This window comes from Dysgonomonas sp. 511 (assembly GCF_010501105.1).
Taxonomy (GTDB): Bacteria; Bacteroidota; Bacteroidia; order Bacteroidales; family Dysgonomonadaceae; genus Dysgonomonas.
In genome coordinates, this window is record NZ_QVMQ01000014.1 from 1 (window position 1) to 14,340 (window position 14,340).

Annotated in this window: 14 protein-coding genes; 9 read left to right on the forward strand and 5 right to left on the reverse strand. The window is 40.8% G+C overall.

Features of this window, described 5'->3' with window-relative positions; translation table 11 throughout:
- Positions 1 to 259 precede the first annotated feature (259 nt).
- The 5 genes from rplT to D0T57_RS08005 form a co-directional block, all read right to left on the reverse strand.
- Complete coding sequence (gene rplT / locus D0T57_RS07985) at positions 260 to 604, reverse strand: 50S ribosomal protein L20 (protein WP_163272634.1); 345 nt, start codon at positions 602 to 604, stop codon at positions 260 to 262.
- Positions 605 to 709: 105 nt separating this feature from the next.
- Entirely contained in the window at positions 710 to 907 is a 198-nt protein-coding gene (gene rpmI, locus D0T57_RS07990) for a 50S ribosomal protein L35 (RefSeq protein WP_163272636.1), read from the reverse strand.
- Between the two features lie 52 nt (positions 908 to 959).
- A complete protein-coding gene (infC, locus tag D0T57_RS07995; RefSeq protein ID WP_163272637.1) occupies positions 960 to 1,583 on the reverse strand; it encodes a translation initiation factor IF-3 in 624 nt (207 codons plus the stop codon).
- Positions 1,584 to 1,888: 305 nt separating this feature from the next.
- Positions 1,889 to 3,841, reverse strand: coding sequence for a threonine--tRNA ligase (gene thrS / locus D0T57_RS08000; RefSeq protein WP_163272639.1), 1,953 nt, complete (start codon positions 3,839 to 3,841; stop codon positions 1,889 to 1,891).
- Between the two features lie 282 nt (positions 3,842 to 4,123).
- Positions 4,124 to 5,380 (reverse strand): cytochrome c biogenesis protein ResB, encoded by a 1,257-nt coding sequence (locus D0T57_RS08005; RefSeq protein WP_255490541.1) that lies wholly within the window; start codon positions 5,378 to 5,380, stop codon positions 4,124 to 4,126.
- A 278-nt stretch (positions 5,381 to 5,658) separates the two neighbouring features.
- Between D0T57_RS08005 and D0T57_RS08010 the strand changes: the two genes are divergently transcribed.
- From D0T57_RS08010 to D0T57_RS08050, 9 genes are all read left to right on the forward strand, one after another.
- On the forward strand, positions 5,659 to 7,017 hold the full coding sequence (locus D0T57_RS08010) for a citrate synthase (RefSeq protein ID WP_163272641.1): 1,359 nt from the start codon (positions 5,659 to 5,661) through the stop codon (positions 7,015 to 7,017).
- A gap of 113 nt (positions 7,018 to 7,130) precedes the next feature.
- Positions 7,131 to 7,850 carry a head GIN domain-containing protein gene (locus D0T57_RS08015; protein WP_163272643.1) on the forward strand — a complete coding sequence of 240 codons (720 nt, stop codon included), beginning with the start codon at positions 7,131 to 7,133 and terminating at the stop codon, positions 7,848 to 7,850.
- Between the two features lie 214 nt (positions 7,851 to 8,064).
- Positions 8,065 to 9,450 carry an aspartate kinase gene (locus D0T57_RS08020; protein ID WP_163272645.1) on the forward strand — a complete coding sequence of 462 codons (1,386 nt, stop codon included), beginning with the start codon at positions 8,065 to 8,067 and terminating at the stop codon, positions 9,448 to 9,450.
- Positions 9,451 to 9,859: 409 nt separating this feature from the next.
- Positions 9,860 to 10,711: a MotA/TolQ/ExbB proton channel family protein gene (locus tag D0T57_RS08025; protein WP_163272647.1), complete on the forward strand. Its 852-nt coding sequence runs from the start codon at positions 9,860 to 9,862 to the stop codon at positions 10,709 to 10,711.
- Between the two features lie 71 nt (positions 10,712 to 10,782).
- Positions 10,783 to 11,394 carry a biopolymer transporter ExbD gene (locus tag D0T57_RS08030; RefSeq protein ID WP_163272649.1) on the forward strand — a complete coding sequence of 204 codons (612 nt, stop codon included), beginning with the start codon at positions 10,783 to 10,785 and terminating at the stop codon, positions 11,392 to 11,394.
- A gap of 42 nt (positions 11,395 to 11,436) precedes the next feature.
- The gene (locus D0T57_RS08035) at positions 11,437 to 12,096 is read left to right on the forward strand and encodes a biopolymer transporter ExbD (protein ID WP_163272651.1); all 660 of its coding nucleotides are present in this window, start codon (positions 11,437 to 11,439) and stop codon (positions 12,094 to 12,096) included.
- A gap of 25 nt (positions 12,097 to 12,121) precedes the next feature.
- Entirely contained in the window at positions 12,122 to 12,955 is an 834-nt protein-coding gene (locus tag D0T57_RS08040) for an energy transducer TonB (protein ID WP_163272653.1), read from the forward strand.
- 109 nt (positions 12,956 to 13,064) lie between these two features.
- The gene (locus tag D0T57_RS08045; protein WP_163272655.1) at positions 13,065 to 13,268 is read left to right on the forward strand and encodes a hypothetical protein; all 204 of its coding nucleotides are present in this window, start codon (positions 13,065 to 13,067) and stop codon (positions 13,266 to 13,268) included.
- 35 nt (positions 13,269 to 13,303) lie between these two features.
- A complete protein-coding gene (locus tag D0T57_RS08050; protein ID WP_163272656.1) occupies positions 13,304 to 14,296 on the forward strand; it encodes a PstS family phosphate ABC transporter substrate-binding protein in 993 nt (330 codons plus the stop codon).
- The last annotated feature ends 44 nt before the right edge of the window (positions 14,297 to 14,340 follow it).

Genomic DNA, 14,340 nt, shown 5'->3' on the forward strand with positions numbered 1-14,340 from the left:
GCATTAATCCACTTTTAAAATATTGCTCTATTATCGGATAGGCCTGACCTTTAGATAGCCTGGTTCCGGGAAGTTGTCTCGTTTGTTTTTTATTTTGCATAAACTGATGACTCGTTAATTTATCGTTAACTCTCTCAGCAAAGGTAAAAACTATATAAATATTGTAAAAGATGCCCGAGACCGAATGATTACACATTTACTAATGCAAGAAAGCAACCTCCATCGGGGGCTGCTTTCTTATTTTATCAATAAAGTCTGATTATTTTACTTTATTCACAATTGCTTTGAATGCTTCAGGGTGGTTTACTGCAAGGTCGGCAAGGACTTTACGGTTGATTTCCACACCATTTTTGTGAAGAGCACCCATCAAGCGGGAATAAGACAATCCTTCGAGACGTGCGGCAGCGTTGATACGTTGTATCCACAATGCACGGAAGTTGCGTTTTTTAGCGCGACGGTCACGGAATGCATAGGTAAGACCTTTTTCCCATGTGTTTTTAGCTACTGTCCACACGTTTTTACGTGCGCCATAGTAACCTCTTGTTAGCTTTAATACTTTTTTTCTGCGGTTGCGCGAAGCAACATGATTGACTGATCTTGGCATATTTTACAATGTTTTGAATGTTAGCGGTTTCTTATTTCAGAAACTCTTTGTTGCATACATCCGGTTAATAAATCTTTTAAAAACTTTGCTTTGTTGCGAAAACGATTATTTCATTGCCAGCAATTTCTTTACTCCGGCTTCGTCCACTTTGTGTACTAGTCCGCTTTGAGTAAGATTGCGCTTTTGTTTTTTCGTTTTCTTAGTCAGGATGTGACTTTTGAAAGCATGTTTTCTTTTGATTTTTCCTGATCCGGTAAGGGCGAACCTCTTTTTGGCACCGGAGTTAGTCTTTTGTTTTGGCATCTCAGTTAATTAATTAAATTATTTATAATCGAATGCAATTCCGGGGAACTGCTTATTCTTCAGTTTGTTCAGGTGCTTCCTTCTTTACCACCTCTTTTTTCTCTACTTCCTTCTTAGGGGCGACAGGTGCTTTTACAGGTGCTTTTTTAGGTGAAAGCATCATTATCATTTTCTTTCCTTCCAAAGCCGGTAGTTGGTCTACTTTTGCATATTCTTCTAGTTCTGTAGCAAAACGCAGCAACAATACTTCTCCTTGCTCTTTGAACAGGATAGAACGGCCCTTAAAAAACACATAGGCTTTTACTTTCGAACCTTCTTCCAAAAAGCTTTTGGCATGTTTCAGCTTGAAGTTGAAATCGTGGTCATCGGTCTGAGGTCCGAAACGAATTTCTTTTACCACAACTTTCACCGATTTGGCTTTAGCCTCTTTCTGTTTTTTCTTTTGTTGGTAAAGGAATTTCTGGTAGTCCATTATTTTGACTACGGGCGGAACTGCTGTAGGAGAAATTTCGACCAAATCGAGTTCCAATTGGTCGGCCATACGCAAGGCTTCTTGTATGGTGTACACACCTTGTTCTACATTGTCGCCAACCAGACGCACTTCTCTGGCACGGATATTACCATTGATTCTGTGTAAATCTTCTTTTTTTTGCTGATTAAATCTGTTGTTCCTCATTCAAAAATTATTAGAACCTTCCTTTTGTTTTATTTTTTATATTTCGTTATAAAATTAATCTGCTCTATAGATAAAATTAATAGCCTTTAATGCAGCTTATACAATAATTTAAGCACAATTTCCGGCAGATATTCATTTATTCTAAATTAATCCGGGCGCAAAGTTAGTAAAATTCATCGAACCTTTATCATTTTTATCGCCTTTTATTTCAGAAACTTATTGCCATAGCTGGCAAGTAAACAAGATACAAGCTCGCCTGTCATAAATAACATGCCTACTTGTATCTCGTATATTATAAAAAGGGCTTATTGCTGATTCTCCCAAGCATTCATCATCTTTTCCACTTCGTCGTTCAACATGGTGGCAAAATTGGTGAACTTCATAGAGCCTTTGTCGCCTTCTCCTTGCTTACGTACCGAAACCTCTTCTGTTTCAGCCTCTTTTTCGCCTACAACCAGCAAATAAGGGATACGCTTCAATTCATTGTCGCGAATCTTACGGCCTATTTTTTCGTTGCGGTCGTCTACCTGCGCACGGATATCCTGTTGCTTGAAGTAGCTCGCCACGCGGTAGGCATAGTCGTTATATTTCTCGCTGATAGGCAATATCACTACTTGGTCGGGCGTGAGCCACAACGGGAATTTACCGGCAGTATGCTCGATAAGTACAGCGATAAAACGCTCCATAGAGCCAAATGGCGCGCGGTGAATCATTACCGGGCGGTGCTTTTGGTTATCGGCTCCTGTATATTCCAGCTCGAAACGCTCAGGCAGGTTATAATCTACCTGTATCGTGCCCAGTTGCCAACGGCGACCTAGTGCATCTTTTACCATAAAGTCGAGTTTAGGGCCATAGAATGCAGCCTCTCCCAGTTCTACCTTAGCCGGTAAGCCTTTTTCTTCGCAGGCTTCGATAATGGCGCGTTCGGCTTTTTCCCAGTTTTCATCGCTTCCGATGTATTTCTCCCGGTTTTCAGGGTCGCGAAGCGATATTTGTGCTTCGAAGTTCTCGAAATCGAGCGCTTTGAAGATGATGAAGATAATATCCATCACTTTCAGGAACTCGGTTTTCAACTGGTCGGGAGTACAGAAAATATGTGCATCATCCTGGGTAAAACCGCGTACACGAGTCAAACCATGCAACTCGCCGCTCTGCTCGTAACGGTAAACCGTTCCGAATTCAGCCAGACGCAATGGCAGGTCTTTGTACGAGCGCGGGATGAATTTATATATCTCGCAATGGTGAGGGCAGTTCATCGGTTTCAACAAGAACTCTTCCCCTTCTTCGGGTGTATGGATCGGTTGGAACGAATCTTTTCCGTATTTAGCATAGTGCCCCGATGTTACATATAGCATTTTGCTGCCGATATGCGGGGTCATCACCTGCTCGTAGTCGAACCGCTTTTGTATCTTTTTCAAGAAGTCTTCGAGTTTCAGGCGCAACTGTGTACCGCGAGGCAACCACAAAGGGAGTCCTTTGCCTACGTTTTCGGAGAAGGTAAACAGTTCGAGTTCTTTGCCTATCTTACGGTGGTCGCGCTTCTTAGCCTCTTCCAGCATTTGCAGGTACTCTTCCAGCATCTTCTTTTTAGGGAAAGTGATGCCATAGAGGCGGGTAAGCTGCTTGCGTGTTTCGTCGCCACGCCAGTACGCTCCTGCTGCACTAAGTATCTTAACAGCCTTGATATAAGATGTATTTGGTAAGTGAGGCCCACGGCAAAGGTCGGTAAACACTCCTTGCGTGTAGGTGGTGATTGTTCCGTCCTCAAGGTCGTTGATAAGCTCTACTTTATAACCCTCGTTGCGGTCGTCGAACATCTTCAAGGCATCTTGTTTGGTGATGCTTTGGCGTCTGATTTCTTCTTTATTGGCAATCAGCTCCATCATTTTAGCCTCAATTTTAGGAAAATCAGCATCTTTTACAGGAGTGTCGCCAAAGTCTATATCATAATAAAATCCGTTTTCGATTGCCGGACCTATACCAAATTTTGCGTGCGGGTAAAGTATCTGGACGGCTTCTGCCATAAGGTGAGCCGACGAGTGCCAGTATGCGTGTTTGGCGCCGTCATCCTCCCATTTCAGGAGTTCGATCGTGACATTTTGCTCGATAGGGCGGGTCAAATCCCATATTTCACCGTCTATTCTGGCTGCAAGTACTTCCTGAGCCAGGCGGGAACTGATACTCTCTGCAATCTGCAACGATGTTGTTCCTTTCGCATATTCGCGTACTGAACCGTCTGGAAATGTAATTTTAATCATTTTCTATTATCTATTTAAATTATAATAGCTTCTACAAACAAGCTATTTTTTCGACATGCAAAAATAAGTATTTTTTGCGACAGTCTTACCTTCTGTGTTTTATTTATTCTTGTCATTTATATGGCTTCTGGCTACAATCGCATTCAGGTAGCGCAATTGTGAAAAAAGTAACAAAAGTAACTTCACTTCATTACTTTTTTCATTGTTACTTTCTTTACCCTTTTTATCGGCACATTATTTATTGTATAGTATAGATAAACTTTTCAACTACTAATTGGCTCCTCAACCAATAGCCTTATTCCTTTTTCTGCTTCCCGACCACAGCAAACAAACCGAACCTATAGCCAGTAACGCAATGCCTGCATATGCAGGGTATAGCCACGGGTCGTAAACCAACTCTATGCTACTGTATGTAGACATGCGTCCAGCTTGGTTGTCGTATCCGTATTGATATATTGTCCAACTACCTATCCGCAGGGGCTTGTTTACTTCCAGTATCGTTTCGGCCTCGTTGCCGTCTTCCATAAATACCTTTATATCCGACAAAAACCTTTTCGGTTCGGGTTGGGTCATAACGATGCAGTATTGAGAGTCGAGCGAAAGGGTCATGTATAGCTGCGACATATTGCCGCCACACACCCATCCTTGCCGTACATCACCCGTAAGCCTGTTTGTTGCCGATATGCGGGCAGCAGGGCTCGACCCCGGCATCGGCACTTCTTTGTAGGTGCTGTCGCTGTTGCGGATGGCTTGATGTATGTATTCTTTCATCTCTATATCCCATCCGTTGAGCGATCCTGTAGGGCGCTTTTGGTCTATCTGAAAATAATCGGGTTTTTCGGCAGGTTGCGGCTCTCCGTTTTTCCGGTCGATGATTGTCAGCTTTGGCGGATATTCTTCCATCTCGAAGTCGTTCAGTTGTATAGCAATGGGCAGTTCTAATACATCCTTGTTTTCGCTGTAGACACGCCACTCTACTTCGCCTTCGCGCACATGCATCACATATCTTTTGGTGTCGGCTGCGCCAAGCCCTGCGGCAAAGAGTAGCAGCCATAACCCTATATGATTGAAATAGAAAGCATAATCTTGTTTGCGAAACGCTATCAACCGTCTTACAATAAGCGATCCCAACGAAAGAAGTGTAAGGAAATATATGAAAACAAATGCCCACGACGAAGTTACCTGACTGAATCCCAGTAGTGTAAAGATGTCGGCATGGTGCGGGTCAACCCTTGCCACCTGTGGAGTAAGCCCCATGATAAGTGAGAGGATTAGCAGGGCGGCTATGATGGTTACGGAAAATGGTACTCCCGAAAACCATTGGTATAACCGGCTTTTGCGGGCAAACGAGAATAGTATAAGAAAAATGATAACAGCCCCGCCCAATATCAGGTTGACAGGCGACTGTAGCAGGAAGAAATCGAAGCTGCCGACAGTAAGTTGCAATATGAATCCTATTAGTACAATTCCTATAATAAAAGCGATACTTTCGCTATATCGCCACGGAAATTGCCACATTTTACGTTTATTATCAGTCATGGTTGTGAGTTTGTTTTTCTCTAGTTGTTCGTTATGCACAACGTATCAAAGATAAAAATAAATTTTAAAAGTATTACGATATGGCAAAAGGGGGATTGCTGCCACATTATTGATACGTATGTTCGAATATTTTAAAGGAAAGTTTCTAGAGCGAAATTCACCTAGTTGCCTTAAAATGACATAAACACACCCAAATAAGCTATTTTCTTTACATTTTTTATTAACTTCGTTTTTTATTATTCCAAATAATCAATTTATTGGCATAAAAAAGAGACATAATGGAAAGATTGAAAGGACAGGAGATCGTAACCAAAATATCAGGTACAGTTACTACCACATGCGATATTGATAGCGAATTATTTCAAAAATTCAACGTAAAGCGTGGCTTGCGCAACGAAGACCACACCGGTGTAGTTGTAGGGCTTACCAAGGTGGGCGACGTAGTAGGTTACGACCGCGACGCGAATGGCAATACCTATCCCATACCCGGCAAATTGATGTATCGCGGTGTAAGCCTCGAAGACATTGTAAGAGGTGCGCAGCAGGAAAACCGGCTTGGCTTCGAAGAAGTAGTGTATCTCATACTCTCGGGCAACCTTCCGACCTCAACCGAGCTGAAAGATTTTTCGGAACTGATGAGCCACATTATGGATCTGAATCCCAAGATAGTGATGCACATACTCGACCTTGTGGGCAACGATATAATGAATTATCTTTCGCGCTGTGTACTCGAACTTTATACCTTCGACGAAAATCCCGACGACACATCGCCGGAGAACCTGATCAAGCAGTCGCTCAACCTTGTGGCTACCTTCCCCACCATCGTAGCATATGCACACAATGCATTGCGGCACAACACGGGCAAGTCGCTGCATATAAGGCATCCTCAGCCCAACTTGTCGCTCGCCGAAAACTTCCTTTATATGATGAAGGGACATCACTATACCCCGCTCGATGTCAAGATACTCGACCTTGCGCTTATGGTGCATGCCGACCACGGAGGAGGCAACAATTCCACCTTTACAGTTCGCGTAACCAGTTCTACAGGAACAGATACCTATTCGGCTATAGCGGCGGGTATCGGCTCGCTCAAAGGACGTTTGCACGGGGGAGCCAACCTAAAGGTGGTGGATATGCTGAAAAACATAAAGAGAAATGTAAAAGATTGGACGAGTGTAGAAGAAGTAGACGCCTATGTATTGAAAATACTGAACAAACAGGCATACGACAAGACCGGATTGTTTTACGGTATGGGGCATGCCATATATACTATTTCCGACCCGCGTACGGTACTGCTGAAAGAGATGGCGCGCGAACTGGCGATAGAGAAAGGGCGCGAAGCCGAGTATAATTTTATGAACCTGCTCGAAGAACGTGCCATATACAACTTTATGGAGATGAAAGGCAAGGAAAAGAAAAAGCAGGTATGTGCCAATGTCGACTTCTATTCGGGCTTCATATACGATATGATCGGGCTTCCGCAGGAAATATTCACCCCCCTGTTTGCTATGGCTCGTATAGTAGGATGGTGTGCTCACCGTATAGAAGAATTAAACTTCAAACAAAAACGGATTATCCGCCCGGCGTATAAAAATGCTGCGGATATACGCGAATATACACCAATTTCTTCGAGATAATACGCTGAATATTAGTTGTATGAAAAAAGCACCGAAAAAAGGTGCTTTTTTTTGTAACCAACCGTACATTTATTTCGTCATATTATCAAGCAACAACAAAATAGATAAAAAATATGAAAACATTTTTCTTTACAATCAGTATTATGGCTTTGGTTTTGGCAACTCAATCGTGCAACATCCAAAGAGTGAAAGGCAACGGAACAATCGTAGAAAAAGAAGTAGCGATATCCGATTTCGATAAGATGAGCTTTAGCGGTGGGGCTACAATATATTATGAACAGAAAAAGGATGAAGCCCCTTACCTGAAGATAGAAATAGACGAAAACCTTTTCCCTCTTCTCGAAATTGAATCAAAGGGTAACTCGTTGAGCATCGGAAGCGGAAAAGAATCTATAAACCCGACAAAATATAACATATACACCAACTCGAAAGATTTAAGCGAAATGAAAGGAAGCGGCTCTGTCAAATTATTTATAAAAGGAGCATTGGAAACAGAAAAGCTAGCCATAAAAATATCGGGTAGCGGAGATGTAAAAATAGACAGTATATCTGCCCGCTCGTTGGAGTCCAGAGCTTCGGGTTCAAGCCATATCATAGTAGCAGGTAGGGTAAACAGCTTCGGAAGCACCATCAGCGGAAGCGGAAAAACAGATGCCTACGACTTGTTAGCCGACACAGTGAAATGTAAAGTTTCGGGAAGTGGAAAATTTTTCGTCCATGCCGATAGCCTGCTCGACGTAAGCATATCGGGAAGCGGAAAGGTAAACTATAAAGGAAAGCCGGAGATAAAGAAGTCAATATCAGGCTCGGGCAAGGTAATAGATAATAATTAGTTGCTTTGTAATCTGTAATTAATTCAGATTCGTAGGAAGGGGCTATCTCAAAACAGATTTGGGATAGCCTCTAAATTATCAACCGGTATTAAACTATAGGTTCTTAATCTATTTCGCCGCAAAACAATTACATTCTTTCATAAAAATGCACACAATAAGATTATTTTATTATTTTTGCGCAGGAAAGATAATTTAGAAACTGTTTAAATATAAAATGCTTACAGTAGAAAAAATCGGCGGGACTTCGATGTCGCAATTCAAAGATGTATTGAATAACGTAATTATAGGCAAAAAAAATCCCGATGAGATATACAACCGCATATTCGTCGTTTCGGCATATAATAATGTAACAAACTGGCTGTTAGAACATAAAAAAACAGGGGAGCCTGGCGTATATGTGCAGTTTCTTGAAAATGGCGACTATAGCATAGGGCTCGACAGTCTTTGTCAACGCCTGCTGCTTATCAACAAAGGATTTGAAGCAATAGGACTTGATCTGGAAGAAGCCGGAGAATTTATCACTTTTCGCATAAAACAGGCAAAAACCATGCTGCATAGCCTTAGCAAAGTGATGGCTTCGGGCTATGTCAATGCTGACGATATATGCCTTGCCGCACGCGAAATACTGGCATCAGTAGGAGAAGCTCATTCGGCATGGAACTCTGTAAATATATTGAACAATAATGGTATATCCGCTCGTTTTATCGACTTGTGCGGATTCAACGATTCATTACCCCTCACTATAGACGAACGCATCCACCGGGCATTCAAGAATGCAGATTTCACCAAAGAACTTTGCATAGCCACAGGATATACAAAAGGGACAGAAGGCATTATGCGAGCCTTCGATAGAGGATATACTGAAGTCACCTTCAGTAAGATAGCTGTAGAAGTAAAAGCCAACGAAGCTATTATCCACAAAGAATATCACTTATCCAGCGCCGACCCCAATATTGTAGGTGTAGAAAAAACGATACCCGTAGGACGCACCAATTATATAATAGCCGACCAGCTAGCCGACATAGGTATGGAAGCCATACACCCAAAAGCAGCCAAACCACTCGAACTGGCAGATATCGCTATCAGGATAAAAAATACATTCGAACCCGAACATCCGGGCACACTTATCACAAAAGACTACATATCAGAAGTTCCCAAAATAGAAATAGTTTCGGGAACAAACAAAGTACTTGCCATTGAAATACACGACCCTATGATGGTAGGAGAGGTTGGGTTCGACCTGAAAATCATGCAAATATTTGCGCGATACGAAGTCAGCTATATTCTAAAATCGACAAATGCAAACTCCATCACGATGGTAGTGTGGGACAATTACAAGTCGCGTGAACTGATCACCGAACTCGAAACTACATTCTATCAGGTGGTGACAAAACGAGTGGCTATCGTTTGCGTCATGGGAACCAATATCGCCATACCGGGATTCCTTTACCATGCCGCAAAAGCATTGTACGACAGGGGGATTAATGTCGAGAGTTTCGGACAGTCGCTTCGTCAGGTAAATATGCAGTTTGTGATCAAGAGAGAGCACTATAATGATGCAGTTATAGCACTTAATGATGAACTTTGCATAGGCAAATAGACTAAATAATGGTTTTTTTGTATTTTTTATATTGTGTAGAATCATTTTTAATCCTATTTTTGTTAGCTGTAAAAAAAGTTTTACAGAATATTTAATACCAAGTGGACACCATCTATAGATAAAATCCACAATAAAGAACTACTAGTTGTACCAGAATTTAATTTATACAGTAATAAAATTGCTTTATTATAAAATAAAAGAATTATCGTCAACGTATATTTAGTTGAGTGTATTTATCAGAGTGCTATTTAGGAAATAAATATATCCGGAAATATGATATACTAAAAACCTTAAGCGCTCCGGGATACACTTGTTTTTGAATAAAAGAAAACAAAATAAACATAATTGTATAAAGACAAATAAGAACTAAAAATTTAAATTCACTAAACTTAAATTATTTATTATCATTATGGAAACTAAAAGACAAACAACTCAAAAACCTAGATCGAAAGGTGTTTCTGCTTTCCTAGTAGTAATACTTTGTTTTATCGTTGCTCACATATTCTTTTATGGAGTAGCCGGAGCCGGTTCAGGTAATTTCCTTGACATCTTCGGACTTGCTAGCAACTTTGACGAAAAAGGACATCCAATCCCTGGAAACACATTGGGAACACTTTATCAAGGTGGATGGGTAATTCCTATCGTAATCACATTGTTGCTTACTGTATTTACCCTTTCTGTTGAAAGATTCTTCGCACTCAACAGAGCTAGCGGTAAAGGAAGCACAGCTAAATTTGTGATGAATGCAAAAGCTAAACTTGAAGCTGGTGACATCGCAGGCGCAGCAAAACTTTGTGACGAACAAAAAGGTTCGGTTGCTAACATCCTTAAAGCAGGTCTTATAAGATATTCTGACGTAGAAAAACTTACAGACATCCACAACGATGAAAAAGCAGCGATGATTCAAAAAGAAATCGAAGAAGCTACAACTCTTGAATTACCATATTTGCAACAAAACCTTTCGGTTATCGCTACTATCTCTACCCTGGGTACGCTGATGGGACTATTCGGAACGGTACTTGGTATGATCAAATCGTTCGGTGCGATGGCTCAAGAAGGAGCTCCTGACTCTACAGTACTTGCATTGGGTATCTCTGAGGCACTTATGAATACAGCTATGGGTATCGGTACCGGTGCTGCAGCTATCGTTTCTTATTCTTATTTCTCTGGAAAAGTTGAAGATATGACAAACGCAGTAGACGAAGTAGGTTTTGCTATTGGCCAAACTTATACTACTCTACACGGAGGTTTATCTAAATAATCAAAAAAAATCAAGAGAATTTGTGGAATCCTTATAGAATTCTACTCTAATAAGTAAACAAATAAAAGAAGATGGGAAAGACAAAAGTAAAAAAACAGAGCACATTCATCGACATGACCGCGATGAGTGATGTTACTGTGCTCTTGCTCACATTCTTTATGCTCACAGCAACTTTCTTACCCAAAGAACCCGTACAGGTGATAACACCATCGTCGGTTTCAGAAGTAAAAATTCCTGAAAGCAACGTCTTGACGATCCTAGTAGATCCGAATGGCAAGATTTTTATGAATATAGACAGGCCTGACAATAAAAAAGCAGTTCTGGAGTTGATGGGGCAAGACTATGGTATTACGTTTTCAGACAAACAAATAAGATCATTCATAGACCAAACACATATTGGTGTACCTATGAACCAAATGTCTGACTTCCTGAATAAACCATTGAGTGACCAAGACGAAATGATAAAGAAAATCGGAGTGCCAATCGATAGCGCAAACAACCAATTCGCCCGTTGGGTGAAACATGCACGCGAAGTTGGCGGCGAAAGTATGGGTATCGCAATTAAGGCTGACCAAAGTACAGCATATCCGCACGTAGATGCAGTAATGAAAGCTTTGGTGAAAATGAAAGAAAACCGTTACAGCCTTATAACATCTCTAAGGGGAATGCCGGAAGGCCTATAATAGTCAAATTAATTATTAACGAAGTAAAGAAAGGATTAAATTATGGCTTCAGTAGATACCGGTGGTGGAGAAGAAAAAAAAGGTAAACCCAAGAAACAGACCCTTAGGGTAGACTTTACTCCGATGGTAGACATGAACATGCTCTTGATCACGTTCTTCATGTTCTGTACAACATTGAGTAAACCGCAAATCATGGATATTGCGATGCCTACCGACGAAAAACTGAATAAAGAAGATGAAGTAAAGGTAAAAGAATCGAAAGCGATAACTCTCATACTAGGTGCAGATGATAAAATATATTACTACACAGGTATGCCTGATTATACAGATTATACAACCTTGAAAGAAACCACATTTGCATCAGAAGGCGGAATCCGCGACGTTTTATTGGAACGTAACCAAAAGATCGTAGACCAAATGAGAGAATTGAGACACGAAAAATTTGTTACCAACAAGAAAATGTCGGATGAAGAATTTAAAAACAGGGCAAGAGATATAAAAAGTGACAAAGATGGACAGGTAGTAGTAATAAAACCTACATCGGAAGCCACTTACAGAAACCTAGTAGATGCTCTGGATGAAATGCAAATATGCAGTATAGATAAATATGCGATTGTAGATATGTCGGAAGGAGATCAGTTTCTGGTTGAAAACCTGAAGACAAAAGGGGCCTATGGCGCAGAAGCAGCAGCACCTAAGTAATCACATTAAAAGAAAGGAGTAAATTATGTCTAAAGATATTAAATTGAATTCTTCCGAGTGGTGTGATGTAATATTTGAAGGTAAAAATAAGCAATATGGCGCCTACAGATTACGTCAATCCTCATCGAAGAGGCATGTCGTGGCATTCCTTGTGGTCCTGGCTTTCTCAGTATTCGTTTCTGCATTACCAGGTTTGGTTTCTGTAGTTAAGAATCTGGCCCAAGCCGACCAAGGTCCGATGGATGATACCTACGAGATGACTAAAATGCCGGTAGAACAAGAAATACCGGAAGAAAATATCATCAAACAGGAAACAGCACCACCACCACCACCATTGAAAACAACAGTGAAATTCGTACCTCCTACAATCGCTAAGGACGAAGAAGTAGCCGAAGACAAAATGGTGAGTCAGACAGATATTCAGGAAACAAAAATCCAGATTTCGATTGCTGACGTGAAAGGTACTGACGACAAACATGGTATTGATATTGCAGAACTGAGAGAACACAAACAAATTGTGGAAGAAAAACCTGTAGTAGAAAAACCGTTCGTTACAGTAGAACAGATGCCTAGTTTCCCTGGTGGAGAATCGGAAATGCACAGATTCATTGCCGAAAACCTGAAATATCCGGTTGTAGCACAAGAATCTGGAATACAAGGACGTGTTACTATACGTTTCGTTGTTACAAAAACAGGAACAATATCCGATGTAACAGTTATCCGTGGTATCGACCCTTCTTGCGACAGAGAAGCTGTCCGCGTAGTGAAAGCGATGCCTAAATGGATACCAGGAAAACAAAACGGTATGAACGTTCCGGTATATTTCACACTTCCTATCGTGTTCCGTTTGAAACAATAACAGGAACCATGTATTGAACATTTGTTTTAAAAACAAATAAATATTAATAAAAGAAGAGAAGTTTGAACCTAAAATCATCTTCTCTTCTTTTTCAAATAACAATAGAGCTATGGAACAAGAAAACAAGTCGCCAAAATGGTCGCCCAGAATGATATTCGGAATATTCATGATATTCTTTTATCTTTGTATTTCCGTTTTATTGATCTTTACACCACTATTTAAGGATGTAAATATATTCGCCCGTATTATCATGGGAGTGCTTTTTTTCGCATATGGCTTGTTTCGCGGATACCGTGCGTGGAAAAACTTATAGGAAAATACCAATATATAATTAAAAAACAGATATTTATGAAAAAGCAAAGTTTTATGTTGGGCATTTTATTTTTTATAATATTAGGTTATTCCTGTGGGAACAACCAGAAAATAACACGTACCGATACACCTACCAGCGGTATTGCCCAAATCGCAGTAGATGAATGCTTTGCTCCTATTGTTCAAGAACAAATAGATGTATTTGAGGCTCAAAATGAAGAAGCTTTCATAATACCCACATACACAAACGAAGCACACGCCTTCGAGCTATTTATGGCCGATAGTATGCGTGTAATCATAGCTGCACGCGACCTTACAGAAAACGAAAAACTGAAAATAAAAGAAAAGAACAGGCAGCCGCGGTCGCAAAAATATGCAACCGATGCTATTGCTTTGATCGTAAACAAGGCTAATACAGATACACTTATATCAGTATCGGATATAAGAAAGATAATGACAGGGCAAATACGCTCGTGGAAAGAATTGAATCCCCAATCGAAGCTGGGAGATATAGCTGTTGCTTTCGATAGCCCTAACTCAAGTACAGTAAGATTTATAAGAGACTCTATATGTCGCGATTTGCCACTTGGCGACAACCTGAGGGCACGCTCTACAGACAGTACGCAGACTATAGATATAAAAGACCGCACACCAAACCAACTGGTGATAGACTATGTTGCAGCAAATCCTAATGCTCTGGGAGTAATAGGTGTCAACTGGATAAGCAATCCAAACGACCCCAAACACCTGAGCTTTATTGATAATATAAAAGTAATGTCGGTAAGCAAGGCCGATACTGCCTCCATAAAAGATAGTTATAAACCGTTTGCCGCCTATATAGCATTAGGCGAATACCCGCTTAGCCGCGATTTATATATCGTGATTTCCGACGTAAGAGGAGGGTTGCCATCGGGCTTCGTAAGTTTTGCAGCTGGCGAAAAAGGACAACGCATCGTATTGAAAGCCGGCCTTTTCCCTGCCTATCAGCTAACCCGGGTAATAAGGGCAAACCAGACTTTGAAAGACTAGACAAACAGAAAATACAATAAATAGAAGAAAATATTAACAGTAAA